The 24404-nt window shown below is 71.6% G+C and carries 22 protein-coding genes and 2 tRNA genes; 20 read left to right on the plus strand and 4 right to left on the minus strand.

From position 1 onward, the window contains the following. Nucleotides 1-123: 123 nt before the first annotated feature. Entirely contained in the window at nt 124-1521 is a 1398-nt protein-coding gene (locus tag ACGFZN_RS22685) for a polysaccharide pyruvyl transferase family protein (protein ID WP_393860280.1), read from the minus strand. A 223-nt stretch (nt 1522-1744) separates the two neighbouring features. Between ACGFZN_RS22685 and proB the strand changes: the two genes are divergently transcribed. The 5 genes from proB to ACGFZN_RS22710 all read left to right on the plus strand — a co-directional run bounded on the left by proB (nt 1745) and on the right by ACGFZN_RS22710 (nt 6647). After that, nucleotides 1745-2851, plus strand: a complete 1107-nt coding sequence (gene proB, locus ACGFZN_RS22690; protein WP_393860521.1) for a glutamate 5-kinase — start codon at nt 1745-1747, stop codon at nt 2849-2851. Nucleotides 2852-2971: 120 nt separating this feature from the next. After that, on the plus strand, nt 2972-3397 hold the full coding sequence (locus tag ACGFZN_RS22695) for a hypothetical protein (protein ID WP_393860281.1): 426 nt from the start codon (nt 2972-2974) through the stop codon (nt 3395-3397). 96 nt (nt 3398-3493) lie between these two features. Next, nucleotides 3494-4780 carry a glutamate-5-semialdehyde dehydrogenase gene (locus ACGFZN_RS22700; RefSeq protein WP_393860282.1) on the plus strand — a complete coding sequence of 429 codons (1287 nt, stop codon included), beginning with the start codon at nt 3494-3496 and terminating at the stop codon, nt 4778-4780. 116 nt (nt 4781-4896) lie between these two features. Next, nucleotides 4897-5487: a hypothetical protein gene (locus ACGFZN_RS22705; RefSeq protein ID WP_393860283.1), complete on the plus strand. Its 591-nt coding sequence runs from the start codon at nt 4897-4899 to the stop codon at nt 5485-5487. Nucleotides 5488-5576: 89 nt separating this feature from the next. Beyond that, nucleotides 5577-6647 carry a hypothetical protein gene (locus ACGFZN_RS22710; protein WP_393860284.1) on the plus strand — a complete coding sequence of 357 codons (1071 nt, stop codon included), beginning with the start codon at nt 5577-5579 and terminating at the stop codon, nt 6645-6647. Nucleotides 6648-6797: 150 nt separating this feature from the next. On the opposite strand, the gene ACGFZN_RS22715 is transcribed toward ACGFZN_RS22710, so the two are convergent. Beyond that, the gene (locus ACGFZN_RS22715; protein WP_393860285.1) at nt 6798-7886 is read right to left on the minus strand and encodes a M48 family metallopeptidase; all 1089 of its coding nucleotides are present in this window, start codon (nt 7884-7886) and stop codon (nt 6798-6800) included. Between the two features lie 102 nt (nt 7887-7988). Between ACGFZN_RS22715 and ACGFZN_RS22720 the strand changes: the two genes are divergently transcribed. From ACGFZN_RS22720 to ACGFZN_RS22770, 11 genes are all read left to right on the plus strand, one after another. Then, nucleotides 7989-8153, plus strand: a complete 165-nt coding sequence (locus ACGFZN_RS22720; RefSeq protein WP_393860286.1) for a hypothetical protein — start codon at nt 7989-7991, stop codon at nt 8151-8153. 119 nt (nt 8154-8272) lie between these two features. Continuing rightward, nucleotides 8273-8428, plus strand: coding sequence for a hypothetical protein (locus ACGFZN_RS22725; RefSeq protein WP_330340003.1), 156 nt, complete (start codon nt 8273-8275; stop codon nt 8426-8428). Nucleotides 8429-8484: 56 nt separating this feature from the next. Beyond that, nucleotides 8485-9180 (plus strand): nicotinate-nucleotide adenylyltransferase, encoded by a 696-nt coding sequence (nadD, locus tag ACGFZN_RS22730; protein WP_330340004.1) that lies wholly within the window; start codon nt 8485-8487, stop codon nt 9178-9180. Between the two features lie 16 nt (nt 9181-9196). Then, the gene (locus ACGFZN_RS22735) at nt 9197-10915 is read left to right on the plus strand and encodes a LytR C-terminal domain-containing protein (protein ID WP_393860287.1); all 1719 of its coding nucleotides are present in this window, start codon (nt 9197-9199) and stop codon (nt 10913-10915) included. A 104-nt stretch (nt 10916-11019) separates the two neighbouring features. Next, a complete protein-coding gene (gene rsfS / locus ACGFZN_RS22740) occupies nt 11020-11463 on the plus strand; it encodes a ribosome silencing factor (RefSeq protein ID WP_393860288.1) in 444 nt (147 codons plus the stop codon). Further along, nucleotides 11463-12131 (plus strand): histidine phosphatase family protein, encoded by a 669-nt coding sequence (locus ACGFZN_RS22745; protein ID WP_393860289.1) that lies wholly within the window; start codon nt 11463-11465, stop codon nt 12129-12131. The genes rsfS and ACGFZN_RS22745 overlap by 1 nt, the downstream gene beginning before the upstream one ends. A gap of 116 nt (nt 12132-12247) precedes the next feature. Continuing rightward, nucleotides 12248-12320 (plus strand) — tRNA-Ala (locus ACGFZN_RS22750). After that, nucleotides 12284-13780, plus strand: coding sequence for an MFS transporter (locus ACGFZN_RS22755; protein ID WP_393860522.1), 1497 nt, complete (start codon nt 12284-12286; stop codon nt 13778-13780). Before ACGFZN_RS22750 ends, ACGFZN_RS22755 begins: the two co-directional genes overlap by 37 nt. Before the next feature lie 69 nt (nt 13781-13849). After that, a complete protein-coding gene (locus ACGFZN_RS22760; protein WP_330340009.1) occupies nt 13850-14023 on the plus strand; it encodes a hypothetical protein in 174 nt (57 codons plus the stop codon). Between the two features lie 3 nt (nt 14024-14026). After that, nucleotides 14027-14260: a hypothetical protein gene (locus tag ACGFZN_RS22765; RefSeq protein ID WP_006136074.1), complete on the plus strand. Its 234-nt coding sequence runs from the start codon at nt 14027-14029 to the stop codon at nt 14258-14260. A gap of 300 nt (nt 14261-14560) precedes the next feature. Next, nucleotides 14561-14633, plus strand: a tRNA-Ala gene (locus tag ACGFZN_RS22770). A gap of 131 nt (nt 14634-14764) precedes the next feature. Here the strand turns inward: ACGFZN_RS22770 and ACGFZN_RS22775 are convergent. Further along, on the minus strand, nt 14765-16375 hold the full coding sequence (locus tag ACGFZN_RS22775; RefSeq protein ID WP_393860290.1) for an NADH-ubiquinone oxidoreductase-F iron-sulfur binding region domain-containing protein: 1611 nt from the start codon (nt 16373-16375) through the stop codon (nt 14765-14767). Next, nucleotides 16372-17649, minus strand: a complete 1278-nt coding sequence (locus tag ACGFZN_RS22780; protein WP_393860291.1) for a cytochrome b/b6 domain-containing protein — start codon at nt 17647-17649, stop codon at nt 16372-16374. Before ACGFZN_RS22780 ends, ACGFZN_RS22775 begins: the two co-directional genes overlap by 4 nt. Before the next feature lie 437 nt (nt 17650-18086). Here ACGFZN_RS22780 and leuS point away from each other — a divergent pair, with 437 nt between their 5' ends. The 4 genes from leuS (at nt 18087) to ACGFZN_RS22800 (ending at nt 24159) form a co-directional block, all read left to right on the plus strand. Continuing rightward, a complete protein-coding gene (gene leuS / locus ACGFZN_RS22785) occupies nt 18087-20969 on the plus strand; it encodes a leucine--tRNA ligase (protein ID WP_393860292.1) in 2883 nt (960 codons plus the stop codon). Between the two features lie 139 nt (nt 20970-21108). Further along, nucleotides 21109-21855, plus strand: coding sequence for a hypothetical protein (locus ACGFZN_RS22790; RefSeq protein WP_393860293.1), 747 nt, complete (start codon nt 21109-21111; stop codon nt 21853-21855). Nucleotides 21856-21926: 71 nt separating this feature from the next. After that, nucleotides 21927-22772, plus strand: coding sequence for a DegV family protein (locus ACGFZN_RS22795; RefSeq protein ID WP_393860294.1), 846 nt, complete (start codon nt 21927-21929; stop codon nt 22770-22772). 118 nt (nt 22773-22890) lie between these two features. Next, entirely contained in the window at nt 22891-24159 is a 1269-nt protein-coding gene (locus ACGFZN_RS22800) for a helix-hairpin-helix domain-containing protein (protein ID WP_393860295.1), read from the plus strand. Nucleotides 24160-24404: the final 245 nt, after the last annotated feature.

Genomic DNA, 24404 nt, shown 5'->3' on the forward strand with positions numbered 1-24404 from the left:
GCGGGCACCGGCCATTAGTGGCCCGCCCCGGGGGGCGTCGCATGGCCACCCGGGGGGGGGCCGGGGGGGGCCCCCCCCGCCGGCGGGGGGGGGGGGCCCCCGGGCCCCCCCCCCCCCGGCGCGCTACTGCTTGCCCGACTGCAGCGCCCGGCGCAGGGGGCGGCCCACCACGCGGCGGGCGCGGCGGTAGACGGAGGTGGCCGGTGCGGGCAGCGCGCCCTGCTCCTTGCGGGAGCGGGCCAGCTCCTTGCGCAACTTCGCGTTCGCCTGCGTCAGTTCCCCGACCTGGGCGTGCAGCCAGCCGAACCGGCTGCTCAGCGAGGCGAGATCGGCGTCGTTCCACGGCCGGATGCCCGGCGGGAAGGACAGCGACCGCATCCGCTCCTCGAACGCGGCACCGCCGTCGCCGTGCGTGAAGGTGTTCCGCAGCCCGTTCTTGTCCAGGAAGCCGGTGAACCGGTCGAACCGCTCGCGGTGGTTGCCCACCAGCCCGCCGAGGTCCGCCTCCTCGTACAGCCGCGCCGGATCCGCCGCCTGAGGATCCTTGGCGGCCTGGTCCAGCCGCCGGTGCGGGATCTCGAAGTACCGGCACAGCTCCAGCGTCCGCGAGTCACCGCACAGCACGGTCGCGGGCGTCCCCGCCAGCAAGGCGGCGATGTTGCCGTGGATGCGCGAGCCGAAGGAGAAGTCGAAGCCGCGCAGATCGTCGATCCAGGTGACCGGGTCGATGTAGACCCGCACCTTGTCCTCCCGGTACATCGGGTGGTCCGGGTGCGTCGGCATCGCGGTCACCAGGGAGTTGGGGTCCGACAGGTCCCGCCAGTGCAGCTGCCGGGCGTCGCTGAGGTTCTGGCCGACGAACCGCAGGTTCGGATAGCGCGCGTGGGTACGCTCGATGATCCGGTCCAGGCCCTGCTTCTGCACCGCGCTGTGCGAACCGTTCACCGCGATCCGCGACTCGGCGGTCAGCGCCGGCACCCGCTTGCGGACGTCCAGTTCGGCGCCGTACAGGAACATCGACGGGCAGCCGATGACCTCCACGTCACGGAAACCCATGTCCCGCAGATACTGCTCGGTGAACTCGCCGCGCACCCCGATCGACGAGCTGCGCTCCAGCACCGCCGCGCAGAACTCGCGCACCGACCGCTCCATCGGCCTCAGCCGGGCCGGGTCGTAGGTCACCCCGGTCTGCGCGCCGACGCCCAGGACCACGACCGGGATCCTCAGCTTGGAGATCAGCCGGGTCAGCCGCTTCAGCCGGGCCTCGAAGGACGGCCGGAAGGCGTTGGCCAGCGGGACGACGAAGGCGTCGTACTCCTCGTTGATCCGCGCGGCCGCGGTCACGTCCGTCCCGATGCCGTTGGAGGCGACCTCGGTGTCCGGCGTCTGCAGGATCTTGTGGGCCGCGTCGCTGAAGATCAGATTGCCTGAGTTTGTGGCGATGACGTCCCGGTGCAGTGCTTCCTCGACGGACAGGACGTCGTACGGGCTCTTGCCCGACCTCAGCAGAATGCGTTTCACGATCTTCAACTTATGTTGACACGAGCTTTAATTTCCATACGCAACCAGTACAACCTTTTTGCCGTACGCAAACCGTGAAGGTGCCGCTACGGACCGCATGTCCGGAGGCTGGACCGACGCGCGCGGGACGATCCACTTCGCGTAGATTGCCGGTCAGGCGGGCCGTGACCGCGCGCGGCACCGAGAGGGAACAGAGGGCAAGGTGACAAGGGCAAGGCAGGCCGTGGGCGAGGCCCGCAGGATCGTCGTCAAGGTGGGCTCCTCCTCGCTGACCACCGCGGCCGGCGGACTGGACGCCGACCGCGTCGACGCCCTGGTCGACGTGCTGGCCAAGAGCCGCACCAGGGGAGAGCGGGAGGTCGTCCTCGTCTCCTCCGGCGCCATCGCCGCCGGTCTCGCGCCGCTCGGCCTGCGCCGCCGCCCGAAGGACCTCGCCCGCCAGCAGGCCGCCGCCAGCGTCGGCCAGGGCCTGCTCGTCGCCCGCTACACCGCATCCTTCGCCCGCTACGGCATCCGCGTCGGCCAAGTCCTGCTCACCAGCGACGACATGAGCCGCCGCGCCCACCACCGCAACGCCTCCCGCACCCTCGACAAGCTCCTCGCGATGGGCGCCTTCCCGATCGTCAACGAGAACGACACCGTCGCCACCGACGAGATCCGCTTCGGCGACAACGACCGCCTCGCCGCCCTCGTCGCCCACCTCGTCCACGCCGACCTGCTGGTCCTGCTGTCGGACGTGGACGGCGTGTACGACGGCGACCCCAGCAGGCCCGGCACCTCCCGGATAGCGGAAGTGAAGGGGCCGGAAGACCTCGCGGGCGTCGAGATCGGCAGCGCGGGCAAGGCCGGCGTGGGCACCGGCGGGATGGTCACCAAGGTCGAGGCCGCCCGGATCGCGGCCGCCGCCGGCATCCCCGTGGTCCTCACCAGCGCCGTCCACGCGGCGGAGGCCCTGAGCGGCGGCGACACCGGCACCTACTTCCACCCCGCCGGCAAACGCTCCGCCGACCGGCTGCTGTGGCTCCAGCACGCCTCCACCCCGCAGGGCGCGCTGACCCTTGACGACGGCGCGGTGGACGCCGTCGTCAAGCGGCGCAAGTCGCTGCTGCCCGCGGGAATCGCCGCCGTCGAGGGCGAGTTCAGCGCCGGCGACCCCGTCGAACTGCGTGACGCCTCGGGGCGCGCGGTGGCCCGCGGGCTCGTCAACTTCGACGCCAAGGAGATCCCCCGGCTGATCGGGCGCTCGACCCGCGAACTGGCCCGGGAACTCGGCCCGGCGTACGAACGCGAGGTCGTACACAGGGACGACCTGGTGCTCCTGCACGCGTAAACCCTGACGCAACCACGGCCCCCGGTGGGGGACCTTCCGTAAAACCGCCCCGCGGACCCTTACGGGCTGCTCAACTTTGTCTCAGGCAACGTTCCCGAGCGCTGGGTGAAGGAGGCCGTCGTGAGACGAGTGCGCCCTGGGGCGACAACCCGCGGTGCCCTGACGAGCGTCGCGGCCGGGGACACCTACGAGGAACCCGTGGACCTGCCCCGGCTGTGGCACGTCACCCTCAGCGTCGCCGGTCCCGCGGTCCCGCTCAAGGAGCTGCGCCGGGCCCTGGAACAGCTCGCCCACGACCATCCCTTTCTGCTGACCAGCAGATACGCGAGCGACCACGCGGAGATCCGGTACTGGGAAGAGGCCCGCGACCTGCACGACGCCGCCGCCGTCGCCCTGCGCCTGTGGGGCGAGCACCGCCAGAGCGCCGGGCTGCCCCCGTGGGAGATCGTCGGCCTGGAGGTCATCGACCGCGAGACCTACCACCAGCGCCTCGCCGAGGGCTACGGCCCCCCGCCCGCGACACCGGTCGGGGTGCACCCCTTCTGAGCCCCTCCAAGACGCCGGCTCGCGGCTCCCCTGAGACGCTGTCTCGCGCTTCGGGATGAGCGGTGACCAGCCCCTGCCGCGCACTACCCTTCCCTCATGACCACGCTCTCGCCGTACGACTCCATGTCCCCGGTCACCCGGGCCGCCTACCGGGCCAGGGCCGCCGCCGCCGATCTCGCGCCGCTCCCGCGCGCGGAGAAGGACGACGCGCTGCTCGCCATCGCCGACGCCCTGGAGGTCCGGACCGCCGAGATCGTCGAGGCCAACGCCCGCGACGTGGCCAAGGCCCGGGAGAACGGCACCAGCGAGGCCATCGTCGACCGGCTCACCCTCACCCCCGAGCGGGTCCGGGCGATCGCCTCCGACGTCCGTGACGTCGCGGGGCTGCCCGACCCGGTCGGCGAGATCGTCCGCGGCTCCACCCTGCCCAACGGCATCGACCTGCGCCAGGTCCGCGTCCCGCTCGGCGTCGTCGGCATCATCTACGAGGCCCGCCCGAACGTGACCGTCGACGCGGCGGCGCTGTGCCTGAAGTCCGGCAACGCCGTGCTGCTGCGCGGCTCCGCCTCCGCGTACGAGTCCAACACCGCCCTCGTCCGCGTCATCCGGGACGCCGTCGGCGGCGCCGGGCTGCCCGCCGACGCGGTCCAGCTGGTCCCCGGCGAGAGCCGCGACTCCGTCCGCGAGCTGATGCGCGCCCGCGGCCTGGTCGACGTCCTCATCCCGCGCGGCGGCGCCTCCCTGATCCAGACCGTCGTGAACGAGTCGACCGTCCCGGTCATCGAGACCGGCACCGGCAACTGCCACGTCTACGTCGACGCCGAGGCCGACATCGACATGGCCGTCGACATCCTGATCAACTCCAAGGCCCAGCGGGTCAGCGTCTGCAACGCCGCGGAGACCCTCCTCGTCCACCAGGACATCGCCCCCCGGTTCCTGCCGCGCGCCCTCGACGCCCTCGCCGAGGCCGGCGTCACCGTGCACGCCGACGAGCGCGTCCTGGCCTACGCCAAGGACTCCAAGGCGACCGTCGTGGAGGCCGTCCCCGAGGACTGGGAGACCGAGTACCTCTCCCACGACATCGCCGCCGCGGTGGTGGACTCGCTGGACAAGGCCGTCGAGCACATCCGGCTGTGGACCTCCGGCCACACCGAGGCGATCGTCACCACCTCCCAGCAGGCCGCCCGCCGCTTCACCCAGCTGGTCGACTCCACCACCGTCGCCGTCAACGCCTCCACCCGCTTCACCGACGGCGGCCAGTTCGGCTTCGGCGCCGAGATCGGCATCTCCACCCAGAAGCTGCACGCCCGCGGCCCGATGGGCCTGCCGGAGCTGACCAGCACCAAGTACATCGTCACCGGCGACGGCCACGTGCGCCCCTGACGTTCACCCGTCCGGCCGCAGGTCACCCGGCGTGCCCACGGCACAGCCGGGAACCGGGGCCGCGCGACCGGAAGGCGTCTCACCAGTCAGACGAATTTCCCTACCGTCTGCCCAAATTGACCCCCCAGGTCTACTCTGGATGCGTGCCGGAGGACGTGGGGGGCACGCCGTTCCCTGACGGCTGGGAGCCCGACGACGACCACGACCACGGGGTGTCGGACGAAGAGTTCGCCTCCGTGGTCTTCGACGAGGCCTTCATACAGGCGGCCACGGTCCACGAGCCGACCGCCGTCGAACGCCTCCTCGCCGCCGCACAGGCCAGAGCCGAGGCCTCCGAGGCAGAAGCCCGCCGCTCCCACGCCCGGGGCGAGCGCTACGACGACGCCTACGGCCCGGAGGGCGCCGATTTCGGCCAAGATCCGGACGACGAACTGGAGGACACCTACGTCCTCGGCGACCGCCACCTGGGCGGGTACGGCAAGCAGGTCCGCTGGCACCGCCCCGTGGCCTGGGTACTGGCCGTCGTGATGGGCATCGGCATGGTCGCCCTCGCCTTCGCCGCCGTCTACCGCGGCGGCTCCGCCGGCACCCGCGACGGAGTCCCCACACCCGCCCCCACCGGCCTGGAGCAGGGCAGCGCCGCCGCGCCCTCCGTCTCCGCCGACACCTCCCAGCCGGCGGCCTCCGCCATCCCGAGAACCCCCTGAGCGCCCACCCCCGCTTTTGGTGAGCACCTGTCAGAAGTTGTCCGCCGACGGGGCGTTTACCCGAGGCGTACGCGACCTACCCTGAAAGTATGGGCGGGCCTGTAGACCCACCGGAGGGCGGCCCCGAGGGCAGCCCCGGCGGCGCAGAGGACGAGTACCGATCCGTCGTGTTCGACGAGTCGTTCATCCGCGCTGCCCGCCTCCAGGAGTACTCCGCCGAGGAGCGGATGGCCGACCACGCGCCCGCCGTACGGCGCCGCCCGCCCCTGCACCGCGGACTCACCCGCCAGGCCCTGATCCTCCTCGTGCTGATAGCCGTCGCCTTCGCCACCGCGATCTACATGGGCGTCCGCCACCCCTACGGCTCCCCGGAGGCCCGGCGCCCCGTCGAGCCCCTGCGGACGACGGTGATCCCGCTCGCCCCGACGGGCAGGGTGCCCGGCACCGCCGACGCCGAGTACCTGTACGAGCACAGCCCCGCCGCCCAGTACGACGTCGGCGCCGAGGGGATATCCCTGCCGGCCACCCGCAGCACCGCCCACTTCTCCGTCAGCCAGGTGGTCAGCGCCCTCACCACCGCGAAGGACTACATCGTCCGCTCCTCGCTCTACCCGGAGGTGCTCACCGGCCGTGACGTCCAGCCCGCCCGGTCCCTCCTCGACGCCGACCAGCTCGACCAGTTCGACCAGAGCTTCGACCACCCGGCGGCGGACGGCCGGCATGCCCCCACCGGCTGGCTGGTCCGCCTCGACCCGTCCCGCGCCCAGCTCGCCGACGACCGCATCCGCGTCCAGGGCGATCTGCACGCCACCGAGGCCGACTCCGGCGCCCTGGAGGTCACCGCCGACCACACCTTCGTCTACGCCCTGCGCCCCACCGGCGCCGCCGCGAACGCGCCGGCCTCCCTGTTCACCGTCCGCCGCGAGCTGACCTTCCGCTTCACCCGCGACGACCTGCGCGCCCACCAGCTCCAGCTGGTCACGTCCTACGTCCAGGCAGGCCCCCTCGCCTGCGCCGAGGACTCCACGGCCTACTTCCGCCCCCTCCTGGCCGGCCAGACGACCCGCGCCGGCGGCCCCGCGGGCACCGATCCCTACGAGACGGACAGCCCGACGGCCCTGTGCGGCACGCTGGCCCCCGGGGCCGAGCCGAAGGTGTGAGGGAGGAAGGGGGGTCCCGCCTGTCAGGGGGGTTCTGGGGACTGTGAAGGCTGCGTCGGGCTGAGGGGTGGGCTGGGCGCCGGCCGTTCCCGCCGCTGTGGCTGGGCGCCGTCGCGGCGGGAAGATCGAGACCGCCGGTGTGTGCCGGGATCAGCCCTCCTGCGGGGCGTCGGCCGGCCCGCCCTTCTGCGGGGGCGGGCTGCGGAAGCCCTCGAAGCCACGCCGGACCCGGCCGCCCAGGTCGCCCGCACCGTCGGCGAGGTCCGTGACCAGCTTCATCAGCGGGTCCTTGGACGTCTTCACATCGCTCGCGTAGCTCGCCGCCGACTCACGGAAGGAGTCGCTGACCGAGGCGTCCTTGTCCTGGTCGCGCCGCGGGTAGTGACCGTCCATGATCCGCTGGAAGTCCCGGGACTCCGCCCACTTCTTCAGCTCGGCCGCGCGGATCGTGGCGAACGGGTGCGACCGCGGCAGCACGTTGAGGATCTTCAGCACCGAGTCGCGCAGATCGCCCCCCGACTCGTACTCCTCGGCCTGCTCCAGGAACGCGTCCACGTTCATCTCGTGCAGGTGGTTGCCGCCCGCGATCTTCATCAGGCCCCGCATCGAGGCCCGCAGGTCCTGGCCCACCAGCAGGCCCGCCCGGTCCGCGGACAGCTCCGACTTGCGGAACCACTCCCTGAGCGCCGTGATGATGGCCATGACCGCGAGGTTGCCCAGCGGGATCCAGGCGACCTTCAGCGCCAGGCTGGTCAGGAACAGCAGGATCGTGCGGTACACCGAGTGGCCGGACAGCGCGTGTCCCACCTCGTGCCCGACGACCGCCCGCATCTCCTCCTCGTCGAGAAGCTCCACGAGCCCCGTGGTGACCACGATGATCGGCTCGTCCAGCCCGATGCACATCGCGTTCGGCTGCGGGTCCTGGTTGACGTACATCGGCGGGACCTTCTCCAGGTCCAGGATGTAGCAGGCGTCCAGCAGCATGTCGTGCAGGTGCTGGAACTGCCGCTCGGAGACCCGCACCGAGTCGGACAGGAACAGCAGCCTCAGGCTCCGCTCGGGCAGCAGCCCGCTGAGCGCCTTGAAGACGGTGTCGAATCCGCTCAGCTTGCGCAGCGCCACCAGGGCCGAGCGGTCGGCCGGGTGCTCGTAGGCACGCGAGGAGATTTCCGGGAAGCGCCTGCGCTGCCTGCTCGGCACGCGCTCGTGCCCCGTCTGCTGCCGGCCGTCGTCGGACATGTCTTCCCCCATGTGCGTGTGAGTGGCCACTGTGCCCCCGAGGAGGAGCCCAGCCTAGGCGGAGATACCGTGGACGGGCAGTACAGCCGAAGGAGTCCGTTCATGGAGCACCACCCCGCAGCCGCCTGGCTGACCGAGACCGCCGCGAGCGCCGTAAAGCAGCACGGGGCGGGGAATCTGCTCCGCATCGTCCTCGTCCTGATGATCCTGGGCTGTGTACTGACCGCCTGGTTCCTGCTGCGCGGCTACAAGCGGAAAGACGACTGACAGCTCGCGAAAGTTCCCCGCACGGCCCAACGGAGGAGTCGGCGTGATCGCCGCCGGTCCGCCCGCATACGATGAGCCGACATCTTTATCCCGCCCACACGCGTTAGGTCCTGCCGAAGATGAGCCTTCCCAGCACCGCAGCCCACTTGGTCACCCTCGCCGAAGCCGAGGGCGGCCACCACAACAGCCTCAACCCGGCGGTCACCGGCGGCAGCGCCCTGGCCATCCTGCTGCTCCTGCTGTGGATCACCACGCGCTTCAACCGCGACCGCTGAGCGGGGACCCCGTCCCCGGCCGGACGTCACAAGCCGGGCCGGTAGGGTCTGCACGCATGGGAGAGCAGGACATGCCTACCGGTCCGGCGCACGAGACCGCCGACGACACGGTGAAGCACCCGCAGTACCGGCGGCACCGGCCGGGCCACGGCCCTGCCCACACGGGCAAGCGGCGCCTGGGCGTCATGGGCGGAACGTTCGACCCGATCCACCACGGGCACCTCGTGGCCGCCAGCGAGGTCGCCGCGCAGTTCCAGCTGGACGAGGTGGTGTTCGTGCCCACCGGCCAGCCGTGGCAGAAGTCCCACCGCAAGGTCTCCCCGGCCGAGGACCGCTATCTGATGACGGTCATCGCGACCGCCGAGAACCCGCAGTTCTCCGTCAGCCGCATCGACATCGACCGCGGCGGCCCCACCTACACCGTGGACACCCTGCGCGACCTGCGCGCCCTCAACCCCGACACGGACCTGTTCTTCATCACCGGCGCCGACGCCCTCGCCCAGCTGCTGACCTGGCGGGACAGCGAGGAGCTGTTCTCCCTGGCCCACTTCATCGGCGTCACGCGGCCCGGCCACCACCTGACCGACCCGGGCCTCCCGGAAGGCGGCGTCTCCCTCGTCGAGGTCCCGGCCCTCGCCATCTCCTCCACGGACTGCCGGGCGAGAGTCGCCAAGGGGGAACCCATCTGGTACATGGTGCCGGACGGAGTCGTGCGCTACATCGACAAGCGCGAGCTGTACCGCGGCGAGTGAGCCGAGAGGGGCACCGGTGAACGACCGATACGACGCGGGCGACGGAGGCTACGGCGCCGGTCCGTACGAGATCGTCGGCTACGACGAGTACGGCCGGCCCGTGTACCAGCAGGTCCCGGAACAACCGGCACCGCAGGCTCAGCACACCGCCTACGACCCGTACGCCCAGCAGCAGGGCTACGGCTACGACCCGTACGCCACCGGCTCGCAGCCGCAGGCGCCCTCCTACGACACCGGCAGGCCCGGCTACGACCCCTACGGCTCCCAGGCGCCCTACGACCCCTACGGCACCGGCGCCCAGCACCCCGTCGGCTACGACCCCTACGGGCAGGCCGCGAGCAGCGGGCAGCAGCCCCGGGTCACCGAGCAGACCGCCTACATCCCGCAGCAGGCCGGCCCCGCGGAGGCCCCGGCCTCCCCGGCGCGCTCCGAGGAGCCCGGACAGGAGGCCGGACGGGACTACCGCACCGAGCAGTTCGCGTTCGTCGAGGAGCCGGACGGCGACTCCGAGGACGTCATCGACTGGCTGAAGTTCACCGAGAACCGTACCGAGCGCCGCGAGGAGGCCCGCCGCCGCGCCCGCAGCCGGATCATCGCCCTCCTCGTCGTGCTCGCCCTCGTCGCCGTCGGCGGCATCGGCTACCTCTGGTACGCCGGCAAGCTGCCCGGCCTGTCCTCCTCCGGCTCCAAGCCCGGCGCGGCCACCCCGGTCAGCGCCCAGAAACGCGACGTGATCGTCGTCCACCTGCACGTCACCGGCAAGGGCGGCACCTCCACCGCGCTGCTGGTCGACAACACCACCACCAAGCAGGGCAGCACCGTGCTGCTGCCCAACTCCCTCGCCCTGAGCGACGACGACGGCTCCACCACCACCCTGGCCAAGTCGGTGGCCGACGACGGTTCCTCCGGCACCCTCGACCAGCTCGACACCGTACTCGGCACCAACATCCAGGGCACCTGGCGGCTGGACACCCCCTACCTGCAGAACCTCGTCGACCTGGTCGGCAACATCGACATCGACACCGACACCGACGTCCCCGACCCGGACGCCAAGAAGAAGGGCACCGAGCCGCTCGTCCACAAGGGCAGCGACCAGACGCTCAGCGGCAAGATGGCCGTCGCCTACGCCACCTACCGCGCCCCCGGCGAGTCCCAGAACGCCCAGCTGGAGCGGTTCGGCCAGGTCATGCAGGGCGTGCTGCGCAAGATGTCCTCCGACCCGGCGTCGGCCACGACCACCGTGCAGACCCTCGCCCAGATCCTCGATCCGCCGCTCACCGACAAGGACCTGGGCACCTTCCTCGCCAAACTCGCGGACCTCGCCAAGAGCGGCGCCTACAAGACCGCCCTGCTGCCCGTGCAGCCCGACGGCACCCTGAGCGCGAAGACCAGCGACAGCGTGGTGAAGGACATCCTCGGCGGCACCGCCAAGAGCCCCGACGCCGGCTCTGCGGTCCGGGTCTCCGTACAGAACGCCACCGGTGTGAAGGACGACGCGGAGAAGGCCCGCGTGGTCCTGCTCAACGGCGGCTTCACCTTCCTGGAAGGCGGCAGCGCCTCCGGCACCCAGGCCACCTCGAAGGTCGTCTACTCCGACGCCGCCCACAAGGCGGACGCCGCCGAGGTCGCCAAGACCCTCGGCCTGCCCGCCGGCTCCGTGGCCAAGGGGAACGTCTCCGCGGGCGCCGACGTCTCGGTCGTCCTCGGCCGGGACTACAAGCCCGCCGGTTCCTGACCCGTGTCCCTCGCACCCCACGTGCCGCAGTAATCACGTGGGGTGCGCCCGGCGGTCCGTGAGACCCTTGAGAAGTTCAGTGACCGCCGACCGAAAGCTACGCAGTGACCGCCACCGACCGTTCCCTTGAGCTCATCAACACCGCCGCCCAGGCGGCGGCCGACAAGCTCGCCCACGACGTCATCGCCTACGACGTCAGCGACGTCCTGTCGATCACGGACGCCTTCCTGCTGGCCTCCGCGCCGAACGACCGCCAGGTCAAGGCCATCGTCGACGAGATCGAGGAGCGCCTGCTGAAGGAACTCGGCGCCAAGCCGGTGCGGCGCGAGGGCGACCGCGAGTCCCGCTGGATCCTGCTCGACTACGTCGACATTGTCGTCCACGTCCAGCACAGCGAGGAGCGCGTCTTCTACGCCCTGGAGCGGCTGTGGAAGGACTGCCCCGAGCTGGAGCTGCCCGCCGACGCCAAGGCCACCCGCGGCAAGGCGGAGGAGCACGCGCGGATGCAGGCCGCCGAGGCCGAGCAGGAGCCGGGCGGGGAGTGGTGATGAGCGCCACCGGCGAGGTGACCGACCGCAAGAACCGCGGCCGCCGCATCATCCTGTGGCGGCACGGCCAGACCGCCTGGAACGTGGAGCGCCGCTTCCAGGGCAGCACGGACGTGGCGCTCACCGAGACCGGCGTCGGGCAGGCCCGCCGCGCGGCCCGGCTGCTGGCCTCCCTGGGGCCGGACGCGATCATCTCCTCGGACCTGCAGCGGGCGGCGAACACGGCCGCCGAGCTGGCCTCGCTCACCGGCCTCGACGTCACCCTCGAAGAGGGCCTGCGCGAGACCTACGCGGGCGTCTGGCAGGGGCTGACGCACGAGGAGATCATCGCCCGCCACGGCGAGGAGTACGCCGCCTGGAAGCGCGGTGAGGCGGTCCGCCGCGGCGGCGGCGAACTGGAGACCGAGGTCGCCGAACGCGCCGCACCGGTCGTCCTGCGGCACGCCGAGAAGCTGCCGGAGGACGGCACCCTCGTCGTCGTCAGCCACGGCGGCACCATCCGCACCACCATCGGCCGGCTGCTCGGCCTGGAGGCCCGGCACTGGGAGAGTCTCGGCGGCCTCTCCAACTGCTGCTGGTCGGTGCTCGGCGAGGGCGCCCGCGGCTGGCGCCTGCTGGAGCACAACGCCGGCACCCTCCCGGAGCCCGTCCTCGGCGACGACGACTGAGCCGGGGACACCCCCGGGACACCGGATTTCACTTTCTGGCAGGTCACAGGCTAAAGTTCTTCTTGTTCGCCCCGCCGAGCGGGAGCGGAACACCATGCGGCCCGGCTGCGTGGCAAGGGGCTATAGCTCAGTTGGTAGAGCGCCTGCATGGCATGCAGGAGGTCAGGAGTTCAATTCTCCTTAGCTCCACTGATCGACACTCTGTTGAGTTGTCAAGGATCGGTGATGAAGGTCCCGTCCCCGTCAGGGGGCGGGATTTTCTGCGTTCAGCCGCGGAGGAGGCCCTTCGTCTCCTCGCCCTCCGGTTCCGGCGGCCACAGCCGTATCCGTCGGGCCCGCAGCAGCCCGACCTTCTCGCGGGTCTCCTCGTCCTCGGGGGTGTAGACGACGACATCGCCGGCTACACCATCTCGTACTCGGTGCTGCTGATCACCGGCGCGCGGCTCGGCGACCGGCTCGGGCACGGCCGGGTCCACCTCACCGGGGTCACCCTGTTCACCGCCGCCTCGCTGGCCTGCGGCCTGGCACAGGGGGCGACCGAGCTGATCGTCTTCCGGCTGGTGCAGGGCGCCGGCGCCGCACTGGCCATCCCGCAGGTGCTCAGCCTGATCCAGCGCACCTTCGCCGGCGAGGCCCGGGCCCGGGCGCTCGGCGCCTACTCGGCGGTCCTGGCGGTCGGCGCGGCCGCCGGACAGATCGTGGGCGGCGTGCTGGTCAGCGCCGATCTGTTCGGCACCGGCTGGCGGCCGGTGTTCCTGGTCAACGTGCCGGTGGGCGTGCTGCTGCTCGTCCTGGGCCGCCGGGTCCTGCCGCTGGGCGGCGCGAGCCGGAGCGAGCGGGCGCGTGCGCTGGACCTTCCCGGGCTGGTGCTGCTGGGCGCGGCCGTGTCGCTGCTGACCGTGCCGCTGGTGCTCGGGCAGGAGGAGGACTGGCCGCTGTGGTCCTGGCTGTCGCTGGCCGGAGCGGCGCTGCTGTTCGCGCTGTTCTGCGGGTACGAGGCCCGGCTGGCCCGGCACGGCGGCGCCCCGCTGATCGCGCCGCGGGTGCTGCGCCACCCCGGGATCGGCCTGGCCATGTTCCGCGTCCTCACCGCGATGTCCGTCAACGCGGGCTTCCTCTTCGCGCTGACCCTGCACGTCCAGGGCGGCCTCGGCTACAGCGCGCTGCGGGCGGGCCTGAGCTTCGGCCCGACCGCCGCGGTGTTCGCCGCCGTCAGCCTGACCTGGCGGAGGTGGCCCGCCGGGCTCCAGCGGGCGCTGACGACGGCCGGGTTCGCGCTGACCGCGGTGTCCGTGGCCGTCGTGGGGCTGGCCTTCCACGGGGGCGGCGACGGGGGAGCGCTGCTGTACGCCGGATACACGGGCCTGGGCGCCGGGCTCGCGCTCGCCTTCAGCCCGACGCTCACGGGCGCGCTCGCCACCGTGCGGCCCGAGGACGCGGCGGACGCGAGCGGGCTGCTGGCGACGGTGACCCAGCTCGGTCAGCTGATCGGCGTGGCGGCTTTCGGCACACTGTTCCTGAACCGGCTTGAGTCAGTCGCGGTTGTGCGCTCGTATACCTCTGCGGAGGCGTTCTCGGTGTGTGCCTGGGCGCTGGCCGCGGCGGCAGCGGCGGGTGCCGTGTCCGGACTGGTACTGAGGCGTCGCTGACCGTATTGCTCCGGCCGTGGCAGAATCAAACGGCCGGATGGGGGCGCGGCCCGACGGGAGGGAGTAGCGATGCCTGCGAGCATCCTTGAGGAGGTCGGCCACCTCCTCGGTGCGGCGTTGATACAGGACACGACCACCCGGCTCAGCTGCCCTTCCTGCGGTTCCGCGCACGTCGCCCAAGTCCTCGGCGACAACGGCGGGATCTCCTACGTGTGCACGGCCTGCGGCCACAGCTGGAGCTGATCGATGGGTGCACACAGGCGAAAGTGCGACTGGTGTGGGAGCGGTACGCCGATCGTCCGTGACATGGAGCCGATCAATCCCGACTACCAGTACTGGTGCGAGGAATGCGCGCGGGCGCTGATCATAAAAGGCGACCCGATCGAGACGTACCGGGAATTGGAGGGCGAGCCCATCTACGGCCGCCTTCTCGAGGAACACTGCACCCTCAAACGCTTCTACTCCTTCGTGACGGCTTGAGGTCGCGCGCTGCGCCTGCCGCGCGACCGCCGAGCGTCGCGCCGAGCGACGGCTGAGCAATTCCAGGGCGCCCCGATGCACTTCGGGGCGCCCGCTTGCGTGCCGCACTCCCCGGGGCGCCACCTGCCGGCGCACCGACCGCACCGGACGGCGTCCACGCGCGCGTGGTCGGCAAGTTTGGGCCGCAAAACGGACATTTATGTATGTATGGAGGTGGCGTGGAAACCGATTTGGCGCTGCGCCGCCGGGCCTGTAATGTTTACGTCGTCGCCGGGGGAACCGGGCGAAACAAGAGAACAAGGGGCTATAGCTCAGTTGGTAGAGCGCTTGCATGGCATGCAAGAGGTCAGGAGTTCAATTCTCCTTAGCTCCACAGAAGTCGAAGGCGGATCATCCTCGCGGATGGTCCGCCTTCGGCGTGTTGCCCAGCCGGGATTGCGCGGGGCGCAGTCGAACGAAGGGGGCGGGGGCGCGCGGCTCGGCGCCCCCGCCCCCTTCGTGTGCTCAGCGGCCGAGCGCCCGCCGGCCCCGGCCCTGCGAGACGACCGGCAGGTTGCGGGACGGCGCCTGCCCGCGTGTGTCCTCCTCGATGCGCAGGGCGAGCGCAGGGCAGCGGCGCACCGCGCGCAGTGCCTTCGCCTCCGCGTAACGCGGCACTTGCGCCTGGGCGACGGTCGGGAAACCGTCGGCGCCGAGCTCGAACACCTCCGGCAGGATGTCGGCGCACAGCCCGTGGCCCCGGCACAGCGTCCAGTCGACGTAGATCTTCTGGCGGCTGGCGCCGGTCTCCTCGGGCTCTCCGCCGCCCGGGATGCCCGTGGGGGCCCTGCCTCCCTCGAAGAGCGGCAGAACGCCCTCCACGGGCCGTCCGCAGCCGTTTCCGAGGACGTGGGCGGCGAGGTCATCGGTGAACGCCTTGATGGTCGACTCCAGGAACATGGCCGAGCCGTCCGGGTGCGAACAGGCGCCGCGGCGCTTGACGTTCTTCGCGACCTGCTTCAGCGCCTCCAGAGCGGCCGGGCCGCCGCCGTTGAGGATGTCCTCCATGCCGCGCGCGGCGGCCGGCAGCCCCAGGTAGCAGGGGCCGCACTGGCCGGCGCTCTCCTCGGCCAGCCACTGCGCCACCCGCAGCGATTCGCCCAGCGGGCAGGTCTCCTGGCTGATCGGCAGGATCGCGCCCGCGCCCAGCGAACCGCCCACGGCGTCCAGCGAGTTGCGGGAGACGATCGCCTCGTTGACGGTCGCGGCGTCGATCCACTTGCCGTGGTAGCCACCGGTCAGGACGCCCTGCGGCACCGGCGGGGCGCCCGCCAGCTGCAGCACGTAGCGCAGCGGCACGCCTGTGGGGACCTCGATCACCATGGGGCGGGCCACCGCACCGGACACCGTGAGCATCACGGTGCCCGGTTCGTCGTACAGGCCGGTGTTGCCGTAGCGCTCGGGGCCGATGCGGGCGGCGATGGCCAGCTGCGCGAACGTCTCCGCGTTGGACAGCAGCGTGGGCGCGCCGCCGACGCCGCTCTGCGAGGCGCTGACCTTGCGGCCGGGCGGGATCGCCGGGCCGCCGTCGATCGAGCGGATCAGCGAGGCGGCCGCGCCGGTGACCATGCGCACCGGATTGCGCTGCACCCACGCGCGTAGCGCCGATCTACGGCTGTTGCTCAGCCCGCGTTCGGCGAGCGCGGCCTCCATGGAGCGCTGCGTCGACTCGCGTGTGACGCCGATCACGAGCGTCCGCGCGCCGAGCGCCTCGGCGCACAGCAGCGCGCCGTCCAGGATCAGGTGCGGGGCGCGGTTGATCAGCACCGTGTCCTTGCGGCAGGCCGGTTCGTCCTCGCTGCCGTTGACCACGACGACCGGCCGCACCCCGCGCTTGATCGCCGACTCGGCGACCGAGCGCAGCTTCTTGTGGAACGGGAAGCCCGCGCCGCCGCGGCCCTTGAGGTTGATGTTCTCGGCGAGCTGCGCGAGCTGTTCGCCGCCCAGCGGGTCGAGCGGTCCGTGCACCTTCAGGTGCATGGGCAGGTCGAGTCGCTCCACAAGGTCGAAGCCCGACGTGAGCTGCGGAAGACCGACCACGCGGACTTCGGGGACGTCGGGCAGGGCCTCGTTCACTTAAAGCCTCCGGACGGCGTGTTCCAGGATTCGCCCGAGCCCGGTGTGTCGAAGGACGCGCCAGGCAGTGTTTCGGTCGCGGGACCGCTGTTGTACGGGTCACTGGCGTTGTACGCGCCATAGAGGCCGTTTGTCTCACCGGTGTCGTACATGTCACTGCCGCCGTATCCGGCAGTGCCTGGATTGCCGTAGACGGGGATGGTCTGTCCGGTGTCCTGGAGCGGGTCGTACGCGGACGGCGGGGCCTCGCCGACCGGGGGCGGGGACGGGATCGGCCAGCTCCCCGAGGTGCTGGACTGGCCGTCCGCGCGCGGGACGGCCTGAGTGGCCTGCAGGTCCAGCGGCAGGTCCATGCGGGCGGTCTGGCCGGCCGCGTACGACTGCCGGGAGCGGCCCGGCGTCGAGACGGCGCGGTAGGCGGCCGCGAAGCCCGGCGCGGGTTCCGCGGCGGCGGCGACGGGGGACTGGTACAGCGGTGCGGACGGGGCGGCCGCCGCCCTGGGCTCACGCCGGCCCTCGAAGCCCGCCGGCGCCGGCTCGGCCACCCTGGACCGGCTCGCGTCCAGGTCGTCCAGCCCCGGCCGCTCGGAGCTGCCGAACAGCGCCACCAGCCGGTCGGCGACCTTGCGCTTGACCGGGCGCGGAGCGGAGCGCAGGGCGAGGGCCGCCATCACGGCCAGCAGCGACAGGCTGTAGAGGATCACGAAGATCGGCTTGGCCGAGCGCCCCGCGTACAGGCCGTGGACGAGCGCCGCGCACCAGGCGGGGTAGGCGAGCATGTGCATGGCGCGCCAGCGGGCGGCCACGGGTGCCGGGGCGGCGAAGTTGCTGCGCAGGGCTCCGGTGATGCCCACGAAGATCATCAGCAGGCCGGCGAGCGAGCCCAGGCCGATCAGGCCGCCGATCCCGGTGACGCCGAGCGAGAAGGGGATGATCGCCGCGATCAGCTGCGTGTGGCCCATGGCGATCTTCGTGGTGATGTGCAGCAGCAGGAACGCGATCGAGGCGACCGCGGTGGTCCGGTGCACCGCCTGGCCGACGATCCGCTGCCGGGTGTTCAGGAAGATCCGGTCCTGTGCGAACAGTCCCCAGATCACCGAGCAGCTGAGCGAGACCAGGGACAACACGCCCGCGCCGAAGTTCAGGAAGTCGCGGAACTGGTTGCCTCCGACCAGCACGGCCACGGGTATGAGCAGCAGAACGACAGCGGACGCCACCCCATAGGCCGAGCGGCCCGGTTTGGGGAGGGAGCTGGTACTACGACGAGGGTTCATGGGGGCAACTCCGAGCAGTTTCGGGAAAGCGGTCCCGCTGCCGAACTCTAAGTGGCTGCATACCGATCAGTACGAGGGTTTCGGTTATTGCGCTGTTATCAACGGACAATATGGCTGGAGCGATGTCCCTTGGTGGACGGTACGCGAAGCAGTCGTTGACCTTGATTCAGCTCCCTCGTGGGTCCTGGCATGTCCACAAGGGATACGCAAGCGCGTCCCGGCTTGCTCAAGCCCGTCGCCGCTCGCTCAGGGCCTGCGGTACCCTAACGCCATGCGTGCCGTACGCCTTCTGCTTAGCGGGCCGCGCTGATCAGTACCGACCCCGGTCGCACCGTGAGGTCGGCATCGGCGCGGCGTCCCCTCCTGTGTGAGGGGTTTTTTCGTTTCTTTGGATGTCACAGCCGCAGGCAGAGACGATCGATGGAGCTTTGAGGATCATGAGCGAGACGAACCCCGCTGCCGCCGCCGCCACGTCGGCGGAGGCAGCGCCGCACCGCTACACGGCCGCCATGGCGGCCCTGATCGAGGCACGCTGGCAGGACTTCTGGGACGCCGACGGCACCTACGCCGCGCCCAACCCCAAGGGCGACCTGGCGGGCGACCCCGAGCTGGTCGCCAAGCCCAAGAAGTTCATCATGGACATGTTCCCGTACCCCTCCGGTGCGGGCCTGCACGTCGGCCACCCGCTGGGCTACATCGCCACCGACGTCTACGCCCGGTTCCAGCGCATGACCGGCCACAACGTCCTGCACACCCTGGGCTTCGACGCCTTCGGCCTGCCCGCCGAGCAGTACGCCGTGCAGACCGGCACGCACCCGCGCGTGTCCACCGAGGCCAACATCGAGAACATGAAGGCCCAGCTGCGCCGGCTGGGCCTGGGCCACGACAAGCGCCGGTCCTTCGCCACGATCGACCCGGACTACTACAAGTGGACCCAGTGGATCTTCCTGCAGATCTTCAACTCCTGGTACGACGACGAGGCGCGGAAGGCCCGCCCGATCTCCGAGCTGATCGCTCAGTTCGAGTCCGGTGAGCGCCCGGTTCCGGGCACCACGCGCGCGTGGAGCGAGCTGAGCGCCCGCGAGCGCGCCGACGTCCTGGGCGAGTACCGCCTGGCCTACGCCTCCGACGCGCCGGTCAACTGGTGCCCGGGCCTGGGCACCGTACTGGCAAACGAGGAGGTCACCGCCGACGGCCGCTCCGAGCGCGGCAACTTCCCGGTCTTCAAGGCCAAGCTGCGCCAGTGGAACATGCGCATCACCGCCTACGCCGACCGGCTGCTGGAGGACCTGGAGGAGCTGGACTGGCCCGAGGCCATCAAGCTGCAGCAGCGCAACTGGATCGGCCGCAGCGAGGGCGCCCGCGTCGACTTCCCGATCGACGGCGAGCACATCACGATCTTCACCACCCGCCAGGACACCCTGTTCGGCGCGACCTACATGGTGCTGGCGCCCGAGCACCCGCTGGTCGAGAAGTTCACCCCCGGTGCCTGGCCCGAGGGCACCCACGAGGTGTGGACCGGCGGCCACGCCACGCCCGCCGAGGCCGTCGCCGCCTACCGCGCGCAGGCCGCCTCGAAGTCCGACGTCGAGCGGCAGGCCGAGGCCAAGGACAAGACCGGCGTCTTCACCGGCGCGTTCGCGACCAACCCGGTCAACGGCGAGAAGATCCCGGTCTTCATCGCCGACTACGTCCTGATGGGCTACGGCACCGGCGCGATCATGGCCGTCCCGGCGCACGACACCCGCGACTTCGCCTTCGCGCGCGCCTTCGAACTGCCGATCCGCTGCGTGGTCGAGCCGACCGACGGCCGCGGCACCGACACCTCCACGTGGGACGACGCGTTCGTCTCGTACGACGCGAAGCTGGTCAACTCGGCGAGCGACGAGGTCTGTCTGGACGGCCTGGGCGTCACCGAGGCCAAGGCGCGCATCACCGAGTGGCTGCAGAGCAAGGGCATCGGCGAGGGCACCGTCAACTTCCGCCTGCGGGACTGGCTGTTCAGCCGCCAGCGCTACTGGGGCGAGCCCTTCCCCATCGTCTACGACGAGGACGGCGTCGCCCACGCCCTGCCCGAGTCGATGCTGCCGCTGGAGCTGCCCGAGGTCGAGGACTACAGCCCGCGCACCTTCGACCCGGACGACGCCGACACCGAGCCCGAGACCCCGCTGTCGCGCAACGAGGACTGGGTCAACGTCACCCTGGACCTGGGCGACGGGCCGAAGAAGTACCGCCGCGAGACCAACACCATGCCCAACTGGGCGGGCTCCTGCTGGTACGAACTGCGCTACCTGGACCCGCACAACGACCAGCGGCTGGTCGACCCGGAGATCGAGCAGTACTGGATGGGCCCGCGCGAGGGCCAGCCCCACGGCGGCGTCGACCTGTACGTCGGCGGCGCCGAGCACGCCGTGCTGCACCTGCTGTACGCGCGCTTCTGGTCCAAGGTCCTGTACGACCTGGGCCACGTGTCCTCGGCCGAGCCGTTCCACAAGCTGTTCAACCAGGGCATGATCCAGGCCTACGTCTACCGCGACAGCCGCGGCATCGCGGTGCCGGCCGCCGAGGTCGAGGAGCGCGACGGCGCCTACTACTACCAGGGCGAGAAGGTCACCCGCCTCCTGGGCAAGATGGGCAAGTCCCTGAAGAACGCGGTGACCCCGGACGAGATCTGCGCCGAGTACGGCGCCGACACGCTGCGCCTGTACGAGATGGCCATGGGCCCGCTGGACGTCTCCAGGCCGTGGGACACGCGCGCGGTGGTCGGCCAGTTCCGGCTGCTGCAGCGGCTGTGGCGCAACATCGTCGACGAGACGACCGGCGAGGTCACCGTCACCGGCGCCGAGCCCGACGAGGACACCCTGCGCGCCCTGCACAAGGCGATCGACGGCGTCCGCCAGGACCTGGAGGGCCTGCGCTTCAACACCGCCATCGCCAAGGTCACCGAGCTGAACAACCACCTGACCAAGGCGGGTACGGCGGTGCCGCGCTCGGTCGCCGAGCCGCTGGTGCTGATGGTCGCCCCGCTGGCCCCGCACATCGCCGAGGAGCTGTGGCGCAAGCTGGGCCACACCGACTCCGTCGTCCACCAGGACTTCCCGGTCGCCGACCCGAACTACGTCGTGGACGAGACCGTGACGTGCGTCGTGCAGATCAAGGGCAAGGTCAAGGCGCGCCTGGAAGTGCCGCCGGCCATCTCCGAGGAGGAGCTGGAGAAGGTGGCCCTGGCCGACGAGAAGGTCGCCGCGGCGCTGGGTGGCGCGGGCATCCGCAAGGTGATCGTCCGCGCGCCGAAGCTGGTGAACATCGTTCCGGCGTAACCCGCGCGGGGCGTCGCGCACCGACTCGGGGTAGTCCCCTACGGGCAGGTTCGGGGTTTTTCTGGAACCTCGGACCTGCCCGTTGCGTTTACCGTGGAAAGCGCAGGCGGCGAGTGCCGCCCCCCGGAGGAGGAGCCTCGTGGAAGCAGTGATCACCGTGTTCGCCCTGCTCTTCCTGCTCTTCGTCGGCCTGGGCGTGTACGCCACGGTCAAGGCGGTCGGCGCCGCCAAGCGCGGCGTGGACCGGACCATCGAGCAGGCCCGCCGCACGGTCGAGGACCACACCCTGCGCGCCAAGTCCCTCATCCAGGCCGGCCCGGCCGCCGAGATCGCGCAACTGCGGCTCGCCTTGCGCACTTCCATGCGCGCCACTCAGGACGCGCTGCACGTGGGCGTGGCCGAGGACGAGTCGCTGAAGGAGTCCCTCGGCCTCTTCGAGCGGCTCAGCGCGCACGGACACGAGCTGGACGCCGACCTCAGGCGCCTGGAGTCGGAGCCGGACCGGGCCGAACTCACCGCACGGCTGCCCGAGCTGCGCGGCCGCACCGAGCGCATCACCAAGTCCGCGGACTCGCTGCGCTGGGCGGTCCGCGACCGGGCGCGCCGCTTCGTCGAGGACGATCTGGGCACGCTCAGCGACCAGATCGACATCGAGGCCGACGCCCTGCGCCACTGGACCCCGGCCGGCCCCGCGGCGGCACCGGGACAGCCGCCCCACCCCTCCAGCGCGTCCGCCCCCGCGCCTGATCACGGCCCGGCGGCACAGCACGCCCGCTCCCGTCCGTCCCGCCCCGCCGACGAGCAGGCCCGCCAGGCGATCACCCCGCCGTCACCGCGTCTCGTCCACCCCTGGCAGAAGAAACCCCGCCCCGAGAGCACCACCTGATCCGGCCGCTACGGGCCGCTCCACGGGGGCTGGGCTGCCGCGCGCGCACCACGGCAGGTAACCTCCAGCTCATGTCCCGCCATGTCGCGATCGTCACCGATTCAACGGCCTACCTGCCGCCACGGACGGTGGAGCGGCACGGCATCACAGCGGTGCCCCTGACCGTGGTCCTCGGCGACCAGGCACTCGAAGAGGGCACCGAGATCTCCACCCGCTCCCTGGCCCAGGCGCTGCAGAAGCGGCGTCCCGTCACCACCTCGCGCCCGAGCCCCGAGGTGTTCGCGGAAACCTACCGCAGGGTCGCCGAGTCCGGCGCCGACGGGATCGTCTCCCTGCACCTGTCCGCCGAGCTGTCCGGCACCTACGACGCGGCGGTCCTCGCGGCGCGCGAGGCGCCGGTGCCGGTGCGGGTGGTGGACACCGGGATGGTCGCGATGGCCCTCGGCTTCTGCGCGGTCGCCGCGGCCGAGGCCGCGGAGGCCGGTGGCACGGTGGACGAGGCCGTCACGGCTGCCGAGAAGCGGGCCGCGGGCACGTCCGCCTACTTCTACGTCGACACCCTCGACTATCTGCGCCGCGGCGGCCGCATCGGCGCCGCACAGGCCCTGCTCGGTTCCGCGCTCGCCGTCAAACCCCTCCTCCAACTCGACGGCGGCCGCATCGAGCTGCTCGAAAAGGTCCGTACGGCGTCCAAGGCCATCGCCCGCCTCGAGGAGATCGCCGCCGAGCGGGCCGTGGACGCCGAGGTCGACATCGCCGTCCATCACCTCGCGGCCCCCGAGCGCGCCGCCGCACTCGCCGACCGGCTGCGCGAACGGGTGCCGGGCCTGGCCGAACTCCACGTCAGCGAGATCGGCGCGGTGATCGGGGCGCACACCGGTCCCGGGCTGCTCGGCGCGGTGATCTCACCCCGCTGACCCTTCGCACGGTCCACACATCACTCGTCCGGGTGGCGGAGTTATCCACAACTGGGTGACCATCCCCCGAAATCAACCAAGATCATCGTGAATCGGCGGGATATCTCATCCTCGTCGCATGGCACTTCGATCAGGTTCACGCACAGCCACTCCCACCAGCGGCCCCGGCCGTGGCCCCGCCTCCGACGGCCGCGTCCACCACCGAGGCACCGGGCACCGCCGCTCCATCGGCCATCGCCGGGCCCGCCACCACTCGCCGGCACCGGCCGAGGAACTGCGCCGCCGGGCGGCACTCCTCTTCGGCGAACGAGCGGTGAAGTGGCGGGAGTCCGGGAACGGGCCGCCGGACGGGGAGGGTCCGGCGAGCACGCCGACCGTGCCGGCAGCGGAGGCAGCGGAGGCAGCGGAGGCAGCGGAGGCAGCGGAGGCAGCGGAGGCAGCGGACGAGGTGGCGGGGCGAGCGGCCACGGTGTCGGTCACCGGCCGGGCGTCCGGGCTGAGCCCGGCGAGGGCGGTGACGACCACGGCCGAGGCTGAGTCCTTTCCGGCCGCGCCGGCGCACCCCTGGCCGACTGCTGGCCCGGCGCCGACCCCGGCCCTCGAAGACGTCGAACCAGCGGGTGCGGCGGGCATGTTGGAGGGGGCACAGCCCGGCATCCCCGGCTGGCGGGACCGAATGGGGCTCGCGCTGCGGGAGCGGATGCCCGTGTGGTTGCAGACGCGGTGCGGGGTGGACAGGCGGGGAGTCGTGGCGCTCGCCGTGGTGCTCGTGGCCGCCGCCGTGTTCGCCGTGCAGCACTTCTGGGCAGGGCGTACCCAGTCCCTGAGCGCACCTCAAGTGGTGCGCGCGGAGAAGCCCTACACGGAGGCGTCGACGCCCTACGCCAGGAAGGAGGACGGCGCGAAAGCCGGTGCGGGCTCGGGAGCCGCGGTGACGCCGGGCGGACAGATCGTCGTGGACGTCAGCGGCAAGGTCCGCAAACCGGGCATTCAGCGGCTGCCCGCCGGTTCCCGGGTGGTCGACGCGCTGCGGGCGGCCGGCGGTGTCCGTCCGGGCGTGAGCACCGAGGGACTCAACCGGGCTCGTTTCCTGACCGACGGTGAACAGATCGTCGTCGGCGCACCCGCCGGGGCGGTGGCGGCGCCCGGCCCGGCGGCAGGTCCCGCCACCGGTCAGGCCGGAGCGGGTCCCACCACACCCGTCTCCCTCAACACGGCCACGGCGGACCAGCTCGACACACTGCCCGGCGTCGGTCCGGTCCTCGCTCAGCACATCATCGACTACCGCACCCGGCACGGCGGTTTCCGCTCGGTGGACGAACTGCGCGAGGTCAACGGCATCGGCGACCGCCGATTCAACGATCTGCGCAGCCTGGTGCGGCCATGAGTCGCACGATCACCGACCGGTCGCGTCGGCGCGGAAGTTCGGGCCGGCCGGCGAATGCCGGCCGAGGAGACCGAGGGATCGGCGGCGCGAGTCGTGCTCCCAAGGAGGACGGGGCCGCTCACGGCGATCGGGCGGGGCCCCTGGACCTGCGCCTGGTGCCGCCCGCGCTCGCGGCCTGGGCCACGGCGGCCCTGACACTGGACACGCCGGCGCCCTGGACGGCCGGGATCGCTGGCGCCTGCCTG

It is taken from the genome of Streptomyces sp. NPDC048192 (assembly GCF_043202415.1).
In the GTDB taxonomy this organism is placed as follows: Bacteria; Actinomycetota; Actinomycetes; order Streptomycetales; family Streptomycetaceae; genus Streptomyces.

What these genes read in the sequence shown, in the direction of transcription:
- leuS (WP_393860292.1), top strand. Translation starts at nt 18,087, where the DNA reads ATGAGCGAGACGAACCCCGCTGCCGCCGCCGCCACGTCGGCGGAGGCA.
- ACGFZN_RS22765 (WP_006136074.1), top strand. Translation starts at nt 14,027, where the DNA reads ATGGGTGCACACAGGCGAAAGTGCGACTGGTGTGGGAGCGGTACGCCG.
- ACGFZN_RS22760 (WP_330340009.1), top strand. Translation starts at nt 13,850, where the DNA reads ATGCCTGCGAGCATCCTTGAGGAGGTCGGCCACCTCCTCGGTGCGGCG.
- ACGFZN_RS22780 (WP_393860291.1), bottom strand. Translation starts at nt 17,649, where the DNA reads ATGAACCCTCGTCGTAGTACCAGCTCCCTCCCCAAACCGGGCCGCTCG.
- ACGFZN_RS22715 (WP_393860285.1), bottom strand. Translation starts at nt 7,886, where the DNA reads ATGTCCGACGACGGCCGGCAGCAGACGGGGCACGAGCGCGTGCCGAGC.
- ACGFZN_RS22725 (WP_330340003.1), top strand. Translation starts at nt 8,273, where the DNA reads ATGAGCCTTCCCAGCACCGCAGCCCACTTGGTCACCCTCGCCGAAGCC.
- ACGFZN_RS22720 (WP_393860286.1), top strand. Translation starts at nt 7,989, where the DNA reads ATGGAGCACCACCCCGCAGCCGCCTGGCTGACCGAGACCGCCGCGAGC.
- ACGFZN_RS22795 (WP_393860294.1), top strand. Translation starts at nt 21,927, where the DNA reads ATGTCCCGCCATGTCGCGATCGTCACCGATTCAACGGCCTACCTGCCG.
- nadD (WP_330340004.1), top strand. Translation starts at nt 8,485, where the DNA reads ATGGGAGAGCAGGACATGCCTACCGGTCCGGCGCACGAGACCGCCGAC.
- ACGFZN_RS22745 (WP_393860289.1), top strand. Translation starts at nt 11,463, where the DNA reads ATGAGCGCCACCGGCGAGGTGACCGACCGCAAGAACCGCGGCCGCCGC.
- ACGFZN_RS22710 (WP_393860284.1), top strand. Translation starts at nt 5,577, where the DNA reads ATGGGCGGGCCTGTAGACCCACCGGAGGGCGGCCCCGAGGGCAGCCCC.
- ACGFZN_RS22700 (WP_393860282.1), top strand. Translation starts at nt 3,494, where the DNA reads ATGACCACGCTCTCGCCGTACGACTCCATGTCCCCGGTCACCCGGGCC.
- ACGFZN_RS22755 (WP_393860522.1), top strand. Translation starts at nt 12,284, where the DNA reads ATGCAGGAGGTCAGGAGTTCAATTCTCCTTAGCTCCACTGATCGACAC.
- ACGFZN_RS22800 (WP_393860295.1), top strand. Translation starts at nt 22,891, where the DNA reads ATGGCACTTCGATCAGGTTCACGCACAGCCACTCCCACCAGCGGCCCC.